We start from the raw sequence: 19895 nt of genomic DNA, 5'->3' as shown, positions 1-19895 counted from the left end.
GCGCGGCCGCGGGCCGGGGGCGGCGGGGGGGGGGGCCCCGGGGGTGGGGGGGGGGGGGGGGGGGGGGCCCGCCCCCCGCGCCTCCCGAGCCGTGGTCGCGTTCAGACCGTCCGGGTCGCGCCCGTCACGGGGCCCGGCTCGGCGTCCTCGTCGTCGGCGGCCTGCAGGACGCCCTCCGCCTGGGGCAGCAGGTGCCGCACGGCCAGCGCGATCGACCGCGACCCGACGACCGCGACCAGCACCGAGAGCAGGGCGAGCACCCCCGCGGTGGGGATCCACGCCCACCGCACGTCGAGCACCCGCAGCCACTCGATCGCAGCCGTCGCGACCGCCGCCGCCGGGAACACGAACGACCAGAACCCGAGCGAGAAGGGCAGCCGCGCGTACCGCGGCAGCAGGGCGACCTGCACCGCGACGAGCAGCACGCCGAGCCCGGTGATCGCCTGCACCGGGACCGTGAGCACGTCGTCCGTCAGCGCGAACACCGCGACCGTGGCGACCGACGGCGGTGCCACGAGGATCGCCATCGTCGGCACGAGCGGTGCGGGCAGCGCGGGGCGGAAGGACAGCCGGATGAGCAGCAGCCCGGTCATCACGACCCAGAAGAACACGCCGACGCCGAAGCAGGCCCAGGAGAGCCAGGTGAGCCCGACCTCGTGCGTGGCCACCGAGCCGACGAGCGCCGCTGCGACGGTCGGCAGGAGGTAGCCGCCGTGCACCGACTCGAGGGCGAGCCGACCCTCGAACCACGTCGCGAGGAGCCAGGCGGCGAACCCGGCGGCGACCGCCACGGCGACGAGCACGAGCACCCTCCCGCCGACCGGCCAGCCGTGCGCGAGGTCGACCCCGAGCAGCATCGCGGTCGCCGGGACCAGGGCCGCGAGGGGACCCTGCGCGGGGTGCCGCAGCTGGTCGACGAGCCGGTCGTGCGCGCGCACCCGGACCCCGCGGACGGCGTGCGCGGCGAGCAGCCAGGTCCAGGCGACGGCGGCGATGCCCCAGAAGACCTGCGGGAGGACGGCCGGCAGGTCGAGGACGGGGGCGGCGTACGACCAGGTCTCGGCGAAGCCGGCGAGACCGAACGGGACGGCGAGGGTGTTGAGCGGGATGCGGGTGGTGGGACGGGGCACGGTGTCCCATTCTCCCGAGTCGGACCGCTCCCGGGGGTCCCGTGCCAGATTGGGCAGCATGTCCTTCGAGAACACCGACCACGTCCAGGCCACCACCGCCGGCTCGTTGCCCCGCACGCCGGAGCTCATCGCCGCGAACGCCGCCCGGCCCCTCGCCGCCGACGGCTTCACGCTGGAGACCACCGACGAGGTCCGTGCGCTCACGAGCGCCGCGGTCGACGACGTCGTCGACCGCCAGACCGCCCTCGGCATCACGCAGCCCGGCGACGGCGAGTTCGGCAAGGCGATGTCGAACAGCGTCGACTACGGCGCCTGGTGGGGGTACTCGTTCCAGCGCGTCAGCGGCCTCAGCCTGACCGAAGAGGACATCTTCACGCAGGAGCCGGTCCGCTCCGAGCCCGGACACGTCCGGCTCACGAGCTTCCCGGACCGCCGCGACTGGACGATCTTCCGCGAGGCCTACACCGACCCGGGCTCGGGCATCGGCACGGGCAAGAACGCCACCGCGTTCCCGACGACGACCGGCCCGATCGCGTACACCGGGCACGAGGCAGCCCGGACGGACGCCGCGAACCTCCGGCACGCCGTCGAGGCGACCGGCGCCGCGAACGGCTTCATCACGGCGCTCTCCCCCGGGTCCGCCGCGCGGGTCGCGAACGAGTACTACGCCACCGACGAGGAGCACATCTGGGCCTGGGCCGACGCCCTGCGCGAGGAGTACCGGATCATCCTCGACGCCGGCCTCGTCCTGCAGATCGACGACCCCTCGATCGCCGAGAACTGGGACCAGATCAACCCGGAGCCGAGCATCGAGGACTACCGCGCCTTCACCCGCATCCGCGTCGAGGCGCTCAACCACGCGCTGCGCGGCCTCGACACCTCGCGGGTGCGCTTCCACCTCTGCTGGGGCTCGTGGCACGGCCCGCACACCACCGACATCGAGCTCCGGCACATCGTCGACCTCATGCTCGACATCGACGCCGGCGCGTACTCGTTCGAGGCCGCCAACGCCCGCCACGAGCACGAGTGGACCGTCTGGCAGGACGTCGCGCTGCCGGACGGCAAGGTCATCGTGCCCGGCGTGGTCGGCCACGCCACGAACGTCGTCGAGCACCCGGACCTCGTCGCGCAGCGCATCGAGCGGTTCGCCTCGGTCGTCGGCCGGGAGCGCGTCATCGCCGGCACCGACTGCGGCCTCGGCGGCCGCATCCACCCGCAGATCGCCGCCGCGAAGCTCGAAGCCCTCGGCGAGGGCGCGCGCCGGGCGAGCGCGACGCTCTTCTAGCCGTCGCAGCGTGCGAGGTTCCGCGCTCGGTGCGGTCCGCACGGCCTGTCACGGTGTGCGGACGCCCGCACGGTGCGGCCTGGAGGCGCGGTGCGGGCCCGACCCGCGCCTCCGGGCCCGCAGGCGGTCGCGTCTCCCCGGGGAGTGACGTCGGAGCTCAGGAGCTCTGCCAGAGCACCGACGCCCGCGCGCCGTCGCTGAAGACGTACGCCCGGCCGGCGTCGCCGAGGTCGAACCCGAGCGGACCCGGCTCGATCGACGCGACGAACTCGGTGTCCGCGGGGGTCTCGTCGTCCTGGATCCACTCCGGCACGCCGCCGTACTGGCCCGCGACGAGGACCCCCTCGGCTGCCGCAGCCGCGAGCACTCGGTCGGGGTCCTCGTCGTCGTGGATCATCGGCACCGGCACGTGCCGGAGGAGCATCGCGTCGGCGAGGAGCGGTGGGGACGCCGGCTCCGGGTCGTCGGGATCGCCGTGCGGTGAGACGGGCCCGGCCGCGAGGTGCAGCCCTCGGAGGGAGAACACGAACGCCGCGTTCGCGCCGCTGTCGGGCTCCCACGAGGCACACGTCCCCGGGTCGAACTGACACACGAACACGCTGACGAGCGTCTCCCGGTGTTCGATCTGGGCGGTGAACTGCATCGGTTCGTCGTGGTGGGCGCACAGCGGCCACTCCCATCCCTCGGGCACCGCGGGGGCACCGCCGATGCGCGAGGCGGTGAACGGGGCCGGCGCGTCCGGTCGGTACGCCCCGAGCACGATCGTGCCGAGGTGCTCCGCCACCGACAACGCGGTCCGGTCAACGGGGGGCTCGGTCGGATGCTCGACCAGCGTCAGCACGGTGCGTTCCGGTCCGCTCCCGCGCTCGGGTCCGCTCCCGCGCTCGGGTCCGCTCCTGCGCTCGGCGACGACGAACCGACCGGGCTCTGGCGGCGCGAGCGGCAGTTCCCAGCGGAGGAGCGGCCAGTCGGGCATCCCACGCTCGCCGGTGCCCGGGTCGGGGCCGTTGTCCGCCGATCGGAGCATCCGGACCAGGGCGGCGACGTCGAGGTCCGGGAACCCCGCCGCACGCGATTCGGCGACCACGCGTGCGGCGGCACGGTCGAAGGGGGCGTCACGACGGCGGGCGCGCGGCCCGCCGGGACGGACGACGGCGGCGTGGATGCCGTGCAGGACGAGCAGCGGCGGGAGTGTCCACGCCGATGCGATGAGGAACGAGGCGCCGACCGCCCGGTACCGGAAGGCGTTCTCGAACACCGAGATCGCGACGAAGGCGACGACGAGCACGATCCACGCGGTGACGAGCACAGTGGTCCAGGGTCCGCTGCCTGCCTTCGAGCCCGCGCGGTGCGACCGTGCACGTGCCCGGGCAGCGTCCTCGGTGTCGACGTCGACCCGTGTCGCCGGTCCTGCGTCGGCCATGCGGTCCCCCGATCCACGAGCACCCGACGTGCTCGCGAGCAGCAGGTTAGCGGTCGGACGCGGCCGCTCCGGTCACCGGCGGGAGCGCCCGAGCAGCACGGCGCCCACGACCGCAGCCGCGCCCGCCCAGGCCAGCGGCCGGGTCACGCGGCGACGCTTCGCGACCCAGCCGCCGTTCGTCGCGTTGCCGGCGTCGGCCGGGGTCCAGAGGTTGCCGTCGGTCGGTGCTCCCGTGCCGCGGAGCGCGAACGTCTGCACCATCGGCTTGGTGATCTTGTGGAACAGCCCGGGGAAGACGTACTGCAGCGGCACGAGCGACGCCTGGATCCGGCCGACGAACCGGTAGCGCTTGGGGTGCAGTGCCGTCCGGACGACCGCGCGGCCGGCACGCTCGACGGACACCGTCGGCGGCAGCGGGTGCGAGGTCTTGCCGGTGTAGTTGGCGCCGTTCTGGTAGATCGGCGTGTCGATGGTCGACGGCAGGAGCGCGGCGAAGCGGATGCCCGTGCCGGCGAACTCGTCGCCGAGGACGTCGACCAGGCCGAGGGCCGCGTGCTTGCTCGTCACGTAGGCGGACTGGTACGGCGCGGACAGCAGCGACTGGATCGAGCCGACGAGGACGTAGGTGCCCTCGCCCCGCTGCTTCCAGTGCGGGAGCAGGGCGGTGATCGCGTGCAGGTGGCCGTACAGGTTCGTGTCGACGACGCGCTTGAAGGCCTCGGTCGGGGTCTGCTCGAAGAGGCCGTAGACGAACAGTGCGGCGTTCCCCACGAAGACGTCGATCCGTCCGAAGCGGGTCGTGGTGGTCGCGACGAGGTCGCGGACGGCGTGCTCGTCGGCGACGTCCGTGGGGATCGCGACTGCCTCGGCCCCGAGCGCCCGGCACTCGGCGGCGGCGGCTTCGAGCGAGTCGTGGCTGCGGGCGGCCAGCACGAGCGTCGCGCCCTGCCGTGCGAACTCGTGCGCGGCGGCCCTGCCGATCCCGCTCGATGCTCCGGTGACGACGACGATCTTCCCGCGGAACCGATGTGCCATGGGTCCTTGGTACGCGGTCGCGGCTCCGTCCCCGCACAGGGCACGTGCTGCACGGCGGGTCCGGTAGCGTCGAGGGGCAGGCGACGAGGGGGAACGGTGCACGGGGACGCGGTGGACACGCTCGGGATCGACGGGGTCTGGTTCGATCCGCTCTGGCGGGTGGAGGTGCGGCTCACCCCGCTCGAACGACGACTGCTCGAGACGTGGACGGTGCGACGGCTCGCGTACGTCGCCCACGCCGGCGGTGCCGCGCTCACGACGACCCAGTCGTACTCGCGGCTCGAACACTCCCTCGGGGTGCTCGCGCTCGTCACCGCCTTCGCTCCGGACGACCACCTCGCCCGCACGACCGCACTCCTGCACGACGTCGGACACCTGCCGTTCAGCCACACCTTGGAGGGTCTGGGCGGCCTCGAGCACCACTCCCTCGGACGAACCGCGATCCGGCGCCTCGCGGACGAGGTCCCTGGTATCGACGCCGACCAGGTCATCGCGGTCGACGAGGGCCGCGTGCCGTCGGTGCTGACGTCGGTCCCGGGCGGACTGAAGCTCGACCACCTGGACTCGTTCCTCCGGAGCGGCCAGGCGCACGGACGGACGCAGACGCCGCCGCACGTCCTGCTCGGTCGCCTGCGGCTCGTCGGCGGGACGGTCGACGCGGATCCGGACGACGCCCTCGAGCTGGCCGACCTGGCCATCCGCGAGGCACTCGCGCAGCGCTCCGCGGCGAACCTCGTGCCCGTGACCGTGCTCCGCGACCTCGTCGGGCGGCTGCTCGACCGCGGTGCGCTGTCGCCGACCGACCTCGCCCGGAGCACCGAGGACGAGGTCTGGGCGCGCCTCGTCGCCGACCCCGACACCGCCTCCGACGCCGACCTCCTGCGTCGCCGACCGCAGGCGTGGCGCATGCGCACCGGCGACGGACCCGTGCCGACCGGTGCGCTCCGGCACACGGTCAGCCGTGGCTACCTCGACCTGCCGACGGTCGGTGGGCGTCCCCTGCGCGATCCGCGTGTCGCGGCGCTCGCCGCGGGCCTGCCGCTCCGGGTGGCCGTGACGCGCGACGGGGTGCGCTGACGCGGGTCGCCTGCCACGATGGGCGCATGCGCAAGGACGACCTCACCGTCGACGAGGCGACCGTCATCGCCCAGCACGCCCGCGACGGCGTGCTGGAACTCGACGATCCCGAGGTGCGCAAGGTCGTCGAGCAGGCGAACCGGGTCCTCGTCCGCGCGCAGATGTGGGGCGACGAACCGAGTCCGAGGCTCCGACGCCGCCGACGGTTCATCGCGATCGGCGCCCTCGTCATGGTGCTCGTCTGGGTCGCGGGGCTGCTCGTGCCGCTCGCCGTGCGGTTCGGGTGACCCGGGCACGGGCTTGCCCCGCCGGGCCGGAGCGGCTTGACTCGACCCGATGACCAGCACGGCCGGCTCGACCGCGACCCCCAGGACCTGGACCGTGACCGCACGGGAGGACACCGGGCCCATCGCGCTCGTCGGGCTCCGCGCCTCGTGGGCGCCCCTGGCGAAGCAGTCCGTCGTCGCCGCCCTCGTGGTGGCCGCCGCGGTGACCAGCACACTCACCCCCTGGCTCCCGGTCACCGACGCGCCGCGGATGTGGACCGGCGTGGCACTCGCCCTCGGCGGACTGCTGGCGGCAGCTGTCATGGCGCGCTGGCCGGGCGCCGCCCGCGCCGAGCTGGTCGTCCCGGCGATCGACTTCATCGCGATCGGGCTGCTCCGGTACGGCACGGGCGACACCCGTTCGGTGTTCCTCGCCGTCGTCGTCCTGCCGGTGATCTGGATGGCGGCGAGCCCAGGTCGGCGCCACGTGCTGTACCCGCTGCTCGGGACCTGCGCCACGCTGCTGCTGCCGTACGTGCTGGAACCCACCGAACCGCGTCCGAGCGAACTCGTCCGGCTCGCCTTCGCGGTCGTCGTGTACGGCGCGACGGCGGCCGTGACCAACGAGCTCGCCCGGCAGGCGGACGTCCGGCTCAGCACCGCACAGCGTCGTCGTCGCGTGGCCGAGGGTGAGATCGACCGGGCCGCCCTCGTCCAGCAGTCCCTGCTGCCCGCGTCCACGGAGGGACTCCCACCGGAACTCCACGCACTCGGGGTGTGCATCCCGGCACGGACCGTCGGCGGCGACTTCTACGACTGGTTCCCGACACCGGACGGCGCGGCCTTCACGCTCGGCGACGTGATGGGCAAGGGCGTCGGCGCCGGCATGATCGCCGCCGCGGTCCGGTCCCTCGTGCGCAGCACCGTCGACGAACCGGACGCGGCCACGGCGGTCCGTCGAGCGGCCGCCGGCCTGGCGACCGGGACGTCCGACGTCGAGAGCGCACAGTTCACGACGTGCTTCCACGTGCGGATCGACCGCGACGGCCACGCCCGCTGGGTCGACGCCGGCCACGGGTTGAGCCTGCTCCGGCGTGCCGACGGCACGGTCCGCTCGCTGCGGTCCGGGCACCTGCCGATCGGCGTCGGGACCTCGTGGTCGAGCGAGACGACCGACCTCGAGCCCGGCGACGTCGTCGTGAGCGTCAGCGACGGGGTGCTCGACCTCTTCGGCGGGGACCTCGACGCGCTCGACCGCTTCGAGGCCTGGGTCGCCGAACGCTCGCACCCCCAGCAGCTCGTCGACGGGATCACCGAGCTCGCCCACCGCGGCGAGCACCCCGACGACGTCACGGTGCTCTGCATCGCCTACCGACCCTGACCACCCACGCGCACACCCGAGGAGGACGACGTGGACGACCGCATCGACCGTCGCCGGTTCATGACCGCCGGCATCGCCGGGACCACCGCCGCGCTCGTCGGCACGAGCATCGCGAGCCGCTCCACGCCGGCCGTGGCGGCAGCGGGCACCCTGCTCGCCGCGGACGAGTTCGACGGCCCCGCCGGCAGCGCACCGAACAGCGCCGTCTGGCGGTACGACCTCGGCGCGGGCGGGTGGGGCAACGGGGAACTGCAGACCTACACGGACTCCCGGCGGAACGCGGCGCTCGACGGTGCCGGCAACCTCGTGATCACCGCCCGGCGTGAGGCCGACGGTTCGTTCACCTCGGCGCGACTGAAGACCGAGGGCACGTCGACGGCGCAGTACGGCCGGATCGAGGCGCGCATCCGGATCCCCCGCGGACAGGGGATCTGGCCCGCGTTCTGGATGCTCGGCGCGGACATCGGGTCGGTCGGGTGGCCGGCCTGCGGCGAGATCGACGTGATGGAGAACGTCGGGTACGAACCGACCGTGGTCCACGGCACGGTGCACGGCCCGGGGTACTCCGGCGCGCAGGGCATCTCGGCGGCGTCCACGAACCCCACGGGGGCTCCGTTCGCCGACGACTTCCACGTGTTCGGCGTCGACTGGCGTCCGGACTCGATCACGTGGTCGGTCGACGGCACGGCGTACCGGACGCTGACCCGTGCCGACGTCGGGGCGAATCCGTGGGTGTTCGACAAGCCGTTCTTCGTCGTCCTCAACGTGGCCGTCGGCGGCTCGTGGCCCGGGTCACCCGACGCGTCGACGCGCTTCCCGCAGCAGATGACGGTGGACTGGGTGCGCGTCTTCGCGAACGCCTGAGGCTCAGGGGCGGCCGCGGCCGTTCCGCGCGACGAGCCACAGGTACGTGCTGTGCCCGATGAGGGCGAGGCCGAAGAACACCGCGGCCACGGCGTACACGCGGTCGAGCTTGCCCTGTCCGATCACGAGCATCACGACGCAGAACACGACGGCCACGGCGAGCACGCCCACCTGCACCGTCGACCAGATCCGTCGGAAGCGCGGCATGCCCGTCTCGTTCACGACTCCATGGTGCCAGATGCCGTCAGTGCTCCCGGAGCGCCTCGACGAGCTCGGCCTTCCGCTTCGACGAGTACCCGGTGATGCCGAGCTCCTTCGCGCGTCGCTTGAGGTCCGCCACGGTCCAGTCGTCGTACGACCCGGACTCGCCGCCCTTCTTCGCCACGGCGTGCTCGCCCCGCGCCGCGGCGGCGTTGCTGATGCGGGCGGCCTTCTCCTTCGAGTTGCCCTCCTTGCGGAGCTCCTCGTACATGTCCGGCTTCTTGAGTTGGTTCGGCATGGCGCACACCGTACGCCCGGGTCCTCGACGTGGGAGACTCCGGCATGACCGAACCCTGGACCTCCGACCCGGGTGGTCCGGGCACCCCGATCGTGCTGCTCCACCCCGGTGGCACCGATTCCCGGTCGATGTCGGCGCTGGCCGAGGCGTTCGGTGGCGCCCGTGTTGTGCTCGTCGACCGAGCCGGGCACGGTCGCACTCCCGACGTCGACGGCCCGTGGCACTTCGCGGACATGGCCGAGGAACTCGCCGGCACCGTGCGGTCCCTCGGCGCCGGTCCCGTGCACCTCGTCGGGTGCCGCCCCGGTTCATGGCGGACGCCTACGCCGAGGTGTCCCCCGACCCTCCGGAGCACTGGGAGGTCGTCACCGCCAAGTCGCGGGTGCTGCACACGGCGGAACCCACGGTGACGGTGGCGCAGCTGGGCGGCCTCGACGTCCCGGTCCTCATCCTGTGCGGGGACGACGACGAGGTGCGGCTCGGCCACCTCGCCCAGATGCTCGAGGCACTGCCGGACGGCGAACTCGCAGTGGTCCCGAGGGCGACGCACGGCCTCGTCGTCGAGCAGCCGGACCTCGTCGCGCAGCTCGTCGAGGCGTTCCACGCGACCGACAAGAGCGACGGTGTCGCACCCCGCCGTCGCGCGCGGCACTGACCGGTCACCGCACTCCTGGGCGGCGGTCCAGATGCCGTCCGGTTCTGTGGGAGGGAACCGATGAGAGGACCCGCACCATGCCCCGCGACCAGTACGAGCCAGCCGACCCGCGTACCCGCTACCCCGACGTCCAGCCGGAGCCGCAGACGCAAGCCGAGCCGGGCCTCCAGAGCCGCATGCGGCCGGTACCGGACCTCGGTGAGGAGACCTACCGGGGAACCGGCCGGCTCGCCGGTCGGAAGGCGCTGATCACCGGCGCGGACTCCGGTATCGGTGGCGCCGTCGCCATCGCGTTCGCACGCGAGGGTGCGGACGTCGCGCTCGCGTACCTCCCGGAGGAGCAGTCCGACGCGGACCACGTCATCGAGCAGATACGGGCCGCGGGCCGAACGGCCGTCGCGGTGCCCGGTGACCTGCGGGACCGGTCCTACGCGACCACGCTGGTGGAGCAGGCCGTCGCGGGACTCGGCGGCCTCGACGCGCTCGTGAGCGTGGCCGGCAAGCAGCGTTGGCAGCCCGAGGTCGAGGACCTCACCGACGAGCAGTTCGAGGCGACGTTCGACGTCAACGTGTTCGGGCTGTTCCGCCTGGTCCGCGCTGCACTCCCCCACCTGCAGCCGGGGTCGACGATCACCACGACGGCGTCGATGGAGGCGTACAAGCCCGCTCCGGACCGGCTCGACTACGCGGCGTCGAAGGGCGCGATCAACAACCTCTCGAAGGGGCTGTCGCAGGCACTCGTCGAGCGTGGGATCCGGGTGAACATCGTGGCGCCCGGACCCACCTGGACCGTCCTGCAGCCGAGCGGCGGCGTCGATCCGGAGTCGCTGCCCGAGTTCGGGTCGAGCGAGTCGCCGATGGGCCGCGCCGCGCAGCCGGCCGAACTCGCGCCCGCCTACGTGTTCCTCGCCTCGCACGAGTCGAGCTACGTCGCCGGGGAGACCCTCAACGTGAACGGCGGCATGGTGACGCCCTGACCGGGCACGGCCCACGGGCTGCACGCACCCGGGAATGGAACGGGCGTCCCGGGTGTCTCATCCACCACCGAACGCGAAGGAGCACACCATGAGCCACGACCTCCACGAGAGCACGGCCGTCGACGTCCAGCGGAGCTGCACGCCGGCGACGACGGTCTCCGTCCTGCACGACGAGCGGAAGCCGTCGTTCGGGCGCTGGCTGGGCCAGATCAACCGGCAGGACTGACCGCCGTCGCGGCAGCGGCCGGGGCCGGGGCCGGGAACGCGGGCGTCGCCGCGGCCGCCGCAGGTGCGGGGGCGGGGGCGGCGCCCGGGACGCCGAGTTCGCGGATCCGCCGCGCCGGCACCCCGGCGTAGACCCCGTGGGAGGTGAGCCGCCCCCGGACGACCGCCCCGGCCGCCACCACCACGTCGTCCTCGATGACCGTCCCGGGCAGCACGACGGCACGCCCACCGATCCAGACCCGCTCGCCGATGTCGACCGATCGGCCCGAGGCGGTCTCGCTCCACGCTCCGTCGTCGCCGATCTCGTGGTGGCTCGTCATCACGAGCACCTGCATCCCGATCGCGGTGTGGTCGCCGATCCGGACCGGCGCGACGGCCTCGACCGTGACGTTCCGGTTGAAGTACACGCCCCGGCCGACGACGAGGTTCTTCGGGTCCCCCGTCAGTGAGAACAGCGGACCGGGGCTCGACGCGAGGTCGGCGCCCGCGGCGGACGCGATCAACCGGCGCACCGCACGTGGCAGGAACGGCGACCCGAGCAGCAGCGTGAACAGCGTGTACTCGCGGGCGTGGACGACGTCGTCGCGCAGCCGTGAGCCGAACGTGGACGGAGATGCGGTGCGTGCGGACATGCCGCCTCCAGGTCTCGCAGGGGGACGTGTGCGTCCTCGCACACAGCCGGAACGGTAGGTCGGCTCGAGCACGGTCGACAACGCGGGGACCGGGGCGTTGCGCGATTCTTGCGGTGTCCGCTGCCGGGATCCCGCACTGCTACCGTGCTCGCATGTCCTGGGGCCGACGGTACTTCGCGGTCCAGTCGGTCGCGGGGGCCCTCTGGTGGATCGCGGTGTGCACCCTCCCCGGGGTCCGGTCGGCGACCCTCGGCTCGCTCGACCCCGTCGTCGTCGCGGTGTTCGACGTCCCGCTCTTCGTCGTGGCATCGGCGCTCGCAGCGGCCGGCAGTCGCGCCGCCGCGGTGGTCACGACCGGGTGGACCGCGCTGGTCCTGGCCGCCCTGGCCGTCTGGGCCACCGCGACGACCGAGGCCGGTGCCGGTGTGATCGTGATGATCGGCGCGACCGTCGGGTCCGCCCTCGCCCTGGCGCTCGTCGTGCTCGGCCGGGTCCCGACCGAGTGGCTGACGACCGGCCCGCTGCGGTTCCGGACCGCCGACCCCGACGCGGGTCGCCGCCGCCACGTCCTCGGCACCGTCCTGCAGATCACCGTCTTCTGGGGGCTCTTCCTCGGGGTGCTGCCGCTCGTCATCGCCGCCGCCGAGCACCGCTGGCGGCTCCACGCGACGCTGCCCGACGGCTTCTTGACCACCGCTGTCGTCACCGGAGCCGTCGCACTCGTCGCCGCAAGTGCGCTCGGCATCGCGTCCGCCGCGGCGATGTCGACGCAGGGCGCCGGGACCCCGCTGCCGTCCGCGATGCCGAACCGGCTCGTGATCGCCGGTCCGTACCGCTCGGTGCGCAACCCGATGGCGCTCGCCGGCATCGCCCAGGGCGTCGCCGTCGGGCTCCTGCTCACCTCGTGGATGGTGGTCGTGTACGCGCTCGCCGGGTCGATCGTCTGGAACTGCGTCGTCCGCCCGCTCGAGGAGGCCGACCTCGACCACCGGTTCGGCGACGACTTCCGGCGCTACGCCGCACGCGTCCGGTGCTGGGTCCCCCGGTGGCCGGTCCCGGCGAGCACCCCGGCGGACGCGATCAGCCCGCCGCGCCGCTGATGTTGACGAGCCAGGTCACGCCGAAACGGTCGGTGACCATGCCGAACGTGTCGCCCCACGGGGCCTTCGTGAGGGGTTCGATGATCGTCTTCGCCCCGTCGGCGAGCCCGTTCCAGTAGCGCGTGAGGGCTTCCTCGTCGTCACCGCTCAGGGACACCGAGATGTTGCTGACGTCGGGGCCCTCCATGCCGGTCGGTGCGTCGGAGGCCATGAGCAGCAGACCGTTCTCGCCCTCGAGCTGGCCGTGCATGACCTTGTCGGCGTCGGCGGGGTCCTGTGCCATCCCGGCCTCGCCGAAGGTGTTGACGGTGAGTTCGCCGCCGAAGACGCCGTGGTAGAAGTCGAGCGCGTCACGGGCCTGGTCGCGGAGGCCGATGTACGGGTTGAGTCGGACGGTCATGGTGGACTCCTCGCGGATGGTGCACGGGCGCCGTCGTCCGTGTCGCTTCGATCGTCCCAGACCGTCGGCGCGCGCGGAAGCCCGTGGGCGGGTCGTGCAGGATGGGGCGGTGGACAGCGACGACGCGTACGACGAACACCTCAGCGCCGAGAAGCCGTGGACCGAAGTGGTCCGGACACTCGAGGGCCTCGGGTGGACGCCGTGCGGCACCGGGGACTGGGCGTGCGCGTTCCGTTCCCCCTCCGGTCGGCTCGCGGCTCGGGTCAGCCCGTTCGACCCCGCCGGGCCCTACTCGGCGATGCTCTACCGTGTGGCGGCGCACACGCGCCAGGTCCCCGTGCTGGTCGACCACCGCGTGCTCGAAGGCGGGTCCGACCTCACGGTGATGGAGTACCTCGCACCGGTGTCCGCGGCCGAGGGGGCGGCCTTCCACCGGTCGATCCGTGCACGGGAGCCGGACGTGGCAGCGCTCGCCGAGCACATCGACGCCGTGCACGCGCGAGGTGCCCGGGAGCAGCCGTGGTGGGGTCCGCTCGACGACAACCCGGCGAACGTGATGCGCGGCTCGGACGGCCGGCTGGTCGTCGCCGACCTGTTCTACGCGGACGGCCCCGCGCTGTACGCCACGGTGCGGGACGACCCCGACCGGGTCGTGCGGGACTACCCGGAGCACCTGCGTCGGCACATGACGGAGTTGCCGCTGGCGAGTTCCGGCGGGTGGGCGGCCGGCGACGCGGAGCGGATGCGCCGGGCACTGGCGGCGGCGGACCGACGCCGGTCGGGATGACGTCCGGGCGGTCCCCGCCCGCCACGGCACCCGAGCACCCAGCCGCCTCGGCCTAGCATCGTGAGGATGCCCGACCCCCGCCCCGACGAGTACATCCGCGTCCGCGGCGCCCGCGAGCACAACCTGCAGGACGTGGACGTCGACATCCCTCGCGACCGCATCGTCGCCTTCACCGGCGTCTCCGGCTCCGGCAAGTCGAGCCTCGCGTTCGGCACCGTGTTCGCCGAGGCGCAGCGCCGGTTCCTCGAGTCCGTCGCCCCGTACGCCCGGCGACTCATCGCGCAGGGGTCCACCCCGCACGTGGAGTCGATCACGGGACTCCCCCCGGCCGTCGCCCTGCAGCAGCGCCGCGGTGCCCCGAGTGCCCGCTCCACCGTGGGCACGCTGACGACCCTGTCGAACTCGATGCGCATGCTCTTCTCCCGCGCCGGCACCTACCCGCCGGGAGCCGACCGGCTTGAGTCCGACTCGTTCTCGCCGAACACCGCCGCCGGGGCCTGTCCCCGCTGCCACGGACTCGGCACCGCGCACGAGGTCACCGAGGCGTCCGCGGTCCACGACGACTCGCTCAGCATCCGCGACGGCGCGATCACCGCGTGGCCCGGTGCCTGGCAGGGCAAGAACCTCCGCGACGTGACGGCGGTGCTCGGCTACGACATCGACCGGCCGTGGCGGGACCTCCCCCGCGCCGACCGCGACTGGCTGCTCTTCACCGAGGAGCAGCCGGTGGTCGAGGTGCACCCGAAGCGCGACCGGGTCGCCAAGCCCTACCGCGGTCGGTTCTGGAGCGCCCGGCAGTTCGTGCTGCACACCCTCGCGGACTCCCAGAGCGAGACCCAGCGCACCAAGGCCCTGCAGTACGTCGAGTCCGGACCGTGCGGCCTGTGCGGCGGCACCGGGCTCACCCGGGCGGCCCTCGCCGTGACGGTCGGCGGGCACAGCATCGCCGACCTCAACGCGCTGCCGATCACGGCGCTCGCCGAGGTGCTCCGTCCGATCGCCGCGATCACGGACGCCTCGGCGGCGACGTCCCGTGCGTCCTCGGGCGAGCACACCGAGGTGGCCGTGGCGATCGCGGGTGACCTCGTCACGCGCCTCGACGTCCTGCTCGGCCTCGGGCTCGGGTACCTCGCGCTCGACCGGTCGACGCCGACGCTCTCCCCCGGTGAGACGCAGCGGCTCCGGATCGCGACGCAGCTCCGCTCCGGGTTGTTCGGTGTCGTGTACGTCCTCGACGAGCCGAGCGCCGGTCTGCACCCCGCGGATGCCGAGTCCCTCGTGCAGGTGCTCGACGACCTGCGCGCCGGCGGCAACAGCGTCTTCGTGGTCGAGCACGACATGAGCATCGTCCGCCGCGCCGACTGGATCGTCGACGTCGGGCCGGGCGCGGGCTCCGGTGGCGGCACCGTCCTGTACAGCGGTCCCGTCGACGGCCTCCAGCACGTCGAGGGGTCGGTGACGCGGCGGTTCCTCCACCCGGCCGGCCCACCTGCCGCCCGCACACCGCGGGAGCCGGTCGCCACCCTGGCGCTCCGCGACGTGACGCTGCACAACCTGCACGGTCTCGACGTCGACGTCCCGCTCGGTGTCCTCACCGCGGTCACCGGGGTGAGCGGCTCGGGGAAGTCCTCGCTCGTCGGCGGCGTCCTGGCCACCGAGGGCGCCTCGCACCCGCTCGTGACCCGGGTCGTCCAGGTCGACCAGAAGCCGATCGGCCGCACGCCCCGGTCGAACCTCGCCACCTACACGGGCCTGTTCGACGCCGTCCGCCAGGCCTTCGCCGCCACCGATGCCGCACGGGAGCGCGGCTGGGGCGCCGGACGGTTCTCGTTCAACGTCGCGGGCGGCCGGTGCGAGGTGTGCCAGGGCGAGGGGTCCGTCTCGGTCGAGCTGCTGTTCCTGCCCGGCAGCTGGGCGCCGTGCCCGGAGTGCCACGGTGCCCGGTACAACGCCGAGACGCTCGAGGTCCGGTGGGACGGCGCGAGCATCGCCGACGTGCTCGGCATGACCGTCGACGAGGCGGCACCGTTCCTCGCCGGCCTCCCGGCCGCGGCGCGCGGGCTCGAGACGCTGCGCCAGGTCGGTCTCGGCTACCTCCGACTCGGGCAGCCCGCCCCGGAGCTCTCGGGCGGCGAAGCGCAGCGCATCAAGCTCGCCACCGAACTGCAGCGCGCCCGGACCGGCCACACGCTCTACCTGCTCGACGAGCCGACCACCGGCCTCCACCCGGCCGACGTCGAGCTGCTGTCCGAGCAGCTGTCGCGGCTCACGGACGCCGGCAACACCGTCGTGGTCGTCGAGCACAGCATGGACGTCGTCGCGGCGGCCGACCACGTCATCGACATGGGTCCCGCCGGCGGGGACGCGGGCGGGCAGGTGGTCGCCGCCGGTACGCCGGCCGCGGTCGCGGCGTCCGCCACGAGTCGGACCGCGCCCTACCTGCGCGCGCAGCTGGGGCGGTGAACGCGACCGGGTGACGGCCTGGAGGCGCGGTGCGGGCCCGAACCGTGCCTCCAGTCCGACCCGGTGCGGGTCGAGAGCCGCAGCGCTCGCTGAGTGGCCATCAGCTTTTCATCCCTCCGGAGGATGCACCCGCGGGGCGACCGGAGCATGCTGAGCGGTGTGTGGGGAGTCCGGTCGTCCGCGACCGCGGTCGTGGGGGCCGCGGTCGCGACGCGCCGGACCGTCTGATCCGCCGCACGTGATGGCCGGCCGAACTGGCCGACCGCTCTCCGTCGCGGGGACGGTCACGACCCCGACAGGCCGACCGCGGCGCGCACGGCACGCAACCCCTCCGGCGTTCCCGGCCAGTGCCGGTCCACCGCCGCCGCACCCGCCCGCCGCGTGACGAACCGGAGCACGAGCGCGACGACGATCGCGTCGTCGAGGTACCCGATGACCGGCACGAAGTCCGGCACGAGGTCGATCGGCAGGAGCAGGTACCCGAGGAGTGCGACCAGGGCGATGCGCACACCCCGCGGCACCGTCGGGTCGGCGACGAGCCGCCGGACCAGCCGGACGACGTCTGGCACGAGCCGGAGCGCCTCGACCAGCCGGAGGCCGTCGCCCGATCGACGTGCGGCGACCACCAGGGCGATCACCACGACGCCCCACACGATGACGAACCCACCCACGATCGCGATGACGACCGACCACCACTCCATGCCCCGAGCATGGCGGACACGGTGTCGCGGGAGCTGAGCGAACGGACAGGTCGCGCTGCGAAGGCGGTGTCGAGCCGGAACGGTGCCGCCCGCCCCGGTACTGTTCCCGTTCGTGAGTGTTCGTCGTCGCGCGTCCCGTGTCGTCTCGATCGGGGTCGTCGCAGCCCTCGCCGCGTCGTTGACCGGCTGCGGGGAGGGGTCCGGGGTCGACAGCGACTACGCGAAGATCTGCCGCGACAACTCGACGCAGAAGCGCCTGCCGGACGACGACTGCAACAACCACGGCGGGCACGCCGGCTGGTACTACCTCCCGCTCAGCGGCAGCCGTGCGACGAAGGTCCCGGCCGTCGGCGACGCCGTGTCGGGCGGCACCGCCAGCCTCCCGTCGGGCAAGACCGCGGAGTCGGGCATCTCGTCCCGCGGCAGCTCGGTGACGAAGGGCGGCTTCGGCGGGTCCGGCGAGCACGGCGGGTTCGGCGGCTGATGGAGCGCGTCGAGTTCACCGAGCGCCCGGACTGGCAGCGACGGATCCAGCAGACCGGCCTCATCTACTCACGGTCGGTGCGCGAGGACGGCACCGCGGTCGAGTACTGGAACGACGGCGCGGCGTACGTGTTCACGCTGCCCGAGGTCGAGGCGCTCGAACGGCAGACCGAGGAGCTGCACCGCATGTGCGTCGAGGCCGCCCGGTACCTCGCGTCCGGCGAACTCGGCACCCTCGGGCTCACCCGCGAGGGCTTCGACCTCGCCGCGTGGTCGCTCGAGCAGGGCGAACCGGACGTGTACGCCCGCTTCGACCTCGCGTACGCGGGCGACGGCTCCCCCGCGAAGATGCTCGAGTACAACGGTGACACCCCCACCGGGCTCATCGAGGCCTCGGTGACGCAGTGGCACTGGCTGCAGGACCGCATCGCCGACGGGACGCTGCCCACCGACACCGACCAGTGGAACGGCATCCACGAGGCGATGGTCGCCCGCTGGCGCACCCTGCTCCACGCATCGCTCCGCGCCGAGGAGGGCGGCCGGCTCTTCGTCGCCCACTCCGACCTCGACACCGCCGGCGAGGACTGGAACACCGTCGCGTACATGCGGGACCTCGCCGGCGAGGCCGGGTGGGAGCACACCGGCATCGAGATGAAGGACATCGGGTGGCACGCGGTCGCCCGGCAGTTCGTGGGCAACGCCGAGCCCGTCGGCTCGTCGCGGAGCGTCTTCACGCTGCCCGGCGACGAGGACGGCACGCAGTACCCGGTCATCCGGAACCTGTTCAAGCTGTACCCGTGGGAGGACCTCGTCTCCGGGGACGACCGCGCCGAGGGCGACCAGGAGTTCGGCGCGTTCCTCGTCAGCGACCGCGGCCGCCTCGGCCGGTGGTACGAGCCCGCGTGGAAGATGTTCCTGTCGAACAAGCTCCTGCTGGTCGCGCTCTGGCGGCTGTTCCCGGGCCACGAGAACCTGCTGCCGACGTTCGCCGACGGCCCGAACGGCATGACGGACTTCGTCGTGAAGCCGGTCTTCGGGCGCGAGGGCGACGGCATCGCCGTGCACCGCGCGGACGGCTCGGTGACGACGAACGGCTCGGAGTACCGCCGCGTCGGCACCGGCGGCGAACGGGTCTGGCAGCAGTACCACGAGCTGCCGGACTTCCCCGGGTCACGCGGCCACAACCACCCGGTCCTCGGCTCCTGGGTGGTGGACGGCGAGTCGTTCGGCGTCGGCATCCGCGAGTCCGACGGCCCCATCACCGACTACTGGTGCCGCTTCGCGCCGAACGTGATCACCGCGTCCTGAACGACGGGGCCGCGCGTCCTGCCACGATGGACGGCATGACCTACACCGCCAGCAGCGACCGCTACGACACGATGCCCTACCGCCGTACCGGGAACTCCGGCCTCGACCTGCCGCTGCTCTCGCTCGGCTACTGGCACAACTTCGGCGACGACGTCGCCTTCGAGACGCAGCGTGCCGTGAGCCGCCGCGCCTTCGACCTCGGCATCACCCACCACGACCTCGCGAACAACTACGGGCCGCCCTACGGTGCCGCCGAGATCAACTTCGGGCGCCTCATGCGTGAGGACTTCCGGCCGTACCGCGACGAGATGATCGTGTCGACGAAGGCCGGCTGGGACATGTGGCCCGGTCCCTACGGCCAGGGCGGCGGCTCCCGCAAGTACGTCCTCGCCTCCCTCGACCAGTCGCTGCAGCGCACGGGTCTCGACTACGTGGACGTCTTCTACTCCCACCGCCTCGACGCGTCCACCCCGCTCGAGGAGACGATGGGCGCCCTGCACACCGCGGTCCAGCAGGGCAAGGCGCTCTACGTCGGCATCTCGTCGTACGACGCGGAGCGCAGCCGCCAGGCCGCCGCGATCCTGCGCGACCTCGGCACGCCCCTGCTCATCCACCAGCCCTCGTACTCGATGCTGAACCGCTGGATCGAGACCGAGGGGCTGCTCGACGCCGCGAGCGAACTCGGCTTCGGCGTCATCGGCTTCACCGCGCTCGCGCAGGGGCTCCTGACCGGCAAGTACCTCGACGGCGTCCCGGAGGACTCCCGCGCCGCCGCCGGCAAGTCCCTCGACGCGTCGAGCATCACACCGGAGGTGGTCGCCCACCTCCGTGCCCTGAACGACGTCGCCGCCGCACGCGGTCAGTCCCTCGCACAGCTCGCGCTGGCCTGGGCGCTCCGCGACGAGCGGGTCACGTCGCTCGTCATCGGCGCCTCGCGCGTGTCCCAGGTCGAGGACAACGTCGCCGCCCTGGCGAACACGTCCTTCACCGATGAGGAGCTCCGCACCATCGACGAGCACTCCGTCGGGATCGCGGACGTCGACCTGTGGGCCGGCGCGCGCGCCGGTCAGGTCTCCTGAGCGGGAACCGTCACCAGGTGGCGGACGGGAGGCGCGGTGCGGGGCCGCGCCGCGCCTCCCGTCCCGCAGGCGGTCCCGTCTGCAGCTCGGTGGGCCCTGCCGGGATCGGCATGCGTCATCGATTG

21 protein-coding genes and 1 pseudogene are annotated in these 19895 nt (G+C 73.2%); 14 read left to right on the top strand and 8 right to left on the bottom strand.

Annotation, left to right across the window (positions count from 1 at the left end; translation table 11 throughout):
- Positions 1-101: 101 nt before the first annotated feature.
- Positions 102-1130, bottom strand: a complete 1029-nt coding sequence (locus tag ACIPEP_RS16770) for a transporter (protein ID WP_402717866.1) — start codon at positions 1128-1130, stop codon at positions 102-104.
- 58 nt (positions 1131-1188) lie between these two features.
- Here ACIPEP_RS16770 and ACIPEP_RS16765 point away from each other — a divergent pair, with 58 nt between their 5' ends.
- Positions 1189-2415: a cobalamin-independent methionine synthase II family protein gene (locus ACIPEP_RS16765; RefSeq protein WP_402717865.1), complete on the top strand. Its 1227-nt coding sequence runs from the start codon at positions 1189-1191 to the stop codon at positions 2413-2415.
- Positions 2416-2572: 157 nt separating this feature from the next.
- On the opposite strand, the gene ACIPEP_RS16760 is transcribed toward ACIPEP_RS16765, so the two are convergent.
- Both ACIPEP_RS16760 and ACIPEP_RS16755 read right to left on the bottom strand, forming a co-directional pair.
- Positions 2573-3838, bottom strand: coding sequence for a hypothetical protein (locus ACIPEP_RS16760; protein WP_402717864.1), 1266 nt, complete (start codon positions 3836-3838; stop codon positions 2573-2575).
- A 72-nt stretch (positions 3839-3910) separates the two neighbouring features.
- Positions 3911-4873 carry an SDR family oxidoreductase gene (locus ACIPEP_RS16755; RefSeq protein WP_071301922.1) on the bottom strand — a complete coding sequence of 321 codons (963 nt, stop codon included), beginning with the start codon at positions 4871-4873 and terminating at the stop codon, positions 3911-3913.
- A gap of 96 nt (positions 4874-4969) precedes the next feature.
- Here ACIPEP_RS16755 and ACIPEP_RS16750 point away from each other — a divergent pair, with 96 nt between their 5' ends.
- Genes ACIPEP_RS16750 through ACIPEP_RS16735 form a run of 4 tightly spaced genes read left to right on the top strand, consistent with a single transcriptional unit; the run spans position 4970 to position 8461 of the window.
- The gene (locus ACIPEP_RS16750) at positions 4970-5950 is read left to right on the top strand and encodes an HD domain-containing protein (RefSeq protein WP_402717863.1); all 981 of its coding nucleotides are present in this window, start codon (positions 4970-4972) and stop codon (positions 5948-5950) included.
- A 26-nt stretch (positions 5951-5976) separates the two neighbouring features.
- Positions 5977-6237: a hypothetical protein gene (locus ACIPEP_RS16745; RefSeq protein ID WP_071301920.1), complete on the top strand. Its 261-nt coding sequence runs from the start codon at positions 5977-5979 to the stop codon at positions 6235-6237.
- Between the two features lie 49 nt (positions 6238-6286).
- Positions 6287-7597: a PP2C family protein-serine/threonine phosphatase gene (locus ACIPEP_RS16740; protein WP_070418747.1), complete on the top strand. Its 1311-nt coding sequence runs from the start codon at positions 6287-6289 to the stop codon at positions 7595-7597.
- Positions 7598-7627: 30 nt separating this feature from the next.
- Positions 7628-8461, top strand: coding sequence for a family 16 glycosylhydrolase (locus tag ACIPEP_RS16735; protein WP_402717862.1), 834 nt, complete (start codon positions 7628-7630; stop codon positions 8459-8461).
- 3 nt (positions 8462-8464) lie between these two features.
- On the opposite strand, the gene ACIPEP_RS16730 is transcribed toward ACIPEP_RS16735, so the two are convergent.
- Positions 8465-8683 (bottom strand): hypothetical protein, encoded by a 219-nt coding sequence (locus ACIPEP_RS16730; protein ID WP_071294861.1) that lies wholly within the window; start codon positions 8681-8683, stop codon positions 8465-8467.
- Between the two features lie 22 nt (positions 8684-8705).
- The gene (locus tag ACIPEP_RS16725) at positions 8706-8960 is read right to left on the bottom strand and encodes a Rho termination factor N-terminal domain-containing protein (protein WP_071294860.1); all 255 of its coding nucleotides are present in this window, start codon (positions 8958-8960) and stop codon (positions 8706-8708) included.
- A gap of 44 nt (positions 8961-9004) precedes the next feature.
- On the opposite strand from ACIPEP_RS16725, the pseudogene ACIPEP_RS16720 reads away from it, so the two are divergent.
- The 3 genes and pseudogenes from ACIPEP_RS16720 (at position 9005) to ACIPEP_RS16710 (ending at position 10818) form a co-directional block, all read left to right on the top strand.
- Positions 9005-9615 (top strand): annotated as a pseudogene (locus ACIPEP_RS16720) (alpha/beta fold hydrolase).
- A 77-nt stretch (positions 9616-9692) separates the two neighbouring features.
- Entirely contained in the window at positions 9693-10592 is a 900-nt protein-coding gene (locus ACIPEP_RS16715) for an SDR family oxidoreductase (protein WP_092387513.1), read from the top strand.
- Between the two features lie 88 nt (positions 10593-10680).
- Positions 10681-10818, top strand: coding sequence for a hypothetical protein (locus ACIPEP_RS16710; protein ID WP_156794898.1), 138 nt, complete (start codon positions 10681-10683; stop codon positions 10816-10818).
- On the opposite strand, the gene ACIPEP_RS16705 is transcribed toward ACIPEP_RS16710, so the two are convergent.
- A complete protein-coding gene (locus ACIPEP_RS16705) occupies positions 10802-11449 on the bottom strand; it encodes an acyltransferase (protein ID WP_402717861.1) in 648 nt (215 codons plus the stop codon). The genes ACIPEP_RS16710 and ACIPEP_RS16705 overlap by 17 nt on opposite strands.
- 152 nt (positions 11450-11601) lie before the next feature.
- Here ACIPEP_RS16705 and ACIPEP_RS16700 point away from each other — a divergent pair, with 152 nt between their 5' ends.
- Complete coding sequence (locus tag ACIPEP_RS16700) at positions 11602-12549, top strand: methyltransferase family protein (RefSeq protein ID WP_402717860.1); 948 nt, start codon at positions 11602-11604, stop codon at positions 12547-12549.
- Here the strand turns inward: ACIPEP_RS16700 and ACIPEP_RS16695 are convergent.
- On the bottom strand, positions 12530-12949 hold the full coding sequence (locus ACIPEP_RS16695) for a VOC family protein (protein ID WP_092387519.1): 420 nt from the start codon (positions 12947-12949) through the stop codon (positions 12530-12532). The genes ACIPEP_RS16700 and ACIPEP_RS16695 overlap by 20 nt on opposite strands.
- A 109-nt stretch (positions 12950-13058) precedes the next feature.
- Here ACIPEP_RS16695 and ACIPEP_RS16690 point away from each other — a divergent pair, with 109 nt between their 5' ends.
- Complete coding sequence (locus ACIPEP_RS16690) at positions 13059-13736, top strand: hypothetical protein (RefSeq protein WP_402717859.1); 678 nt, start codon at positions 13059-13061, stop codon at positions 13734-13736.
- 66 nt (positions 13737-13802) lie between these two features.
- On the top strand, positions 13803-16199 hold the full coding sequence (locus ACIPEP_RS16685; RefSeq protein WP_402717858.1) for an ATP-binding cassette domain-containing protein: 2397 nt from the start codon (positions 13803-13805) through the stop codon (positions 16197-16199).
- Between the two features lie 284 nt (positions 16200-16483).
- Here the strand turns inward: ACIPEP_RS16685 and ACIPEP_RS16680 are convergent, their stop codons facing one another.
- Positions 16484-16900 (bottom strand): YkvA family protein, encoded by a 417-nt coding sequence (locus ACIPEP_RS16680; protein ID WP_402717857.1) that lies wholly within the window; start codon positions 16898-16900, stop codon positions 16484-16486.
- Between the two features lie 112 nt (positions 16901-17012).
- On the opposite strand from ACIPEP_RS16680, the gene ACIPEP_RS16675 reads away from it, so the two are divergent.
- Genes ACIPEP_RS16675 through mgrA form a run of 3 tightly spaced genes read left to right on the top strand, consistent with a single transcriptional unit; the run spans position 17013 to position 19770 of the window.
- Positions 17013-17384: a tRNA-dihydrouridine synthase gene (locus tag ACIPEP_RS16675; protein WP_254789616.1), complete on the top strand. Its 372-nt coding sequence runs from the start codon at positions 17013-17015 to the stop codon at positions 17382-17384.
- A complete protein-coding gene (locus ACIPEP_RS16670) occupies positions 17384-18691 on the top strand; it encodes a glutathionylspermidine synthase family protein (RefSeq protein ID WP_402717856.1) in 1308 nt (435 codons plus the stop codon). The genes ACIPEP_RS16675 and ACIPEP_RS16670 overlap by 1 nt, the downstream gene beginning before the upstream one ends.
- 35 nt (positions 18692-18726) lie before the next feature.
- Complete coding sequence (mgrA, locus tag ACIPEP_RS16665; RefSeq protein ID WP_070419558.1) at positions 18727-19770, top strand: L-glyceraldehyde 3-phosphate reductase; 1044 nt, start codon at positions 18727-18729, stop codon at positions 19768-19770.
- The last annotated feature ends 125 nt before the right edge of the window (positions 19771-19895 follow it).

The sequence above is a fragment of the Curtobacterium sp. NPDC087082 genome (assembly GCF_044745045.1).
Taxonomy (GTDB): domain Bacteria; phylum Actinomycetota; class Actinomycetes; order Actinomycetales; family Microbacteriaceae; genus Curtobacterium.
This window is presented reverse-complemented; position numbering and strand designations above follow the sequence as displayed.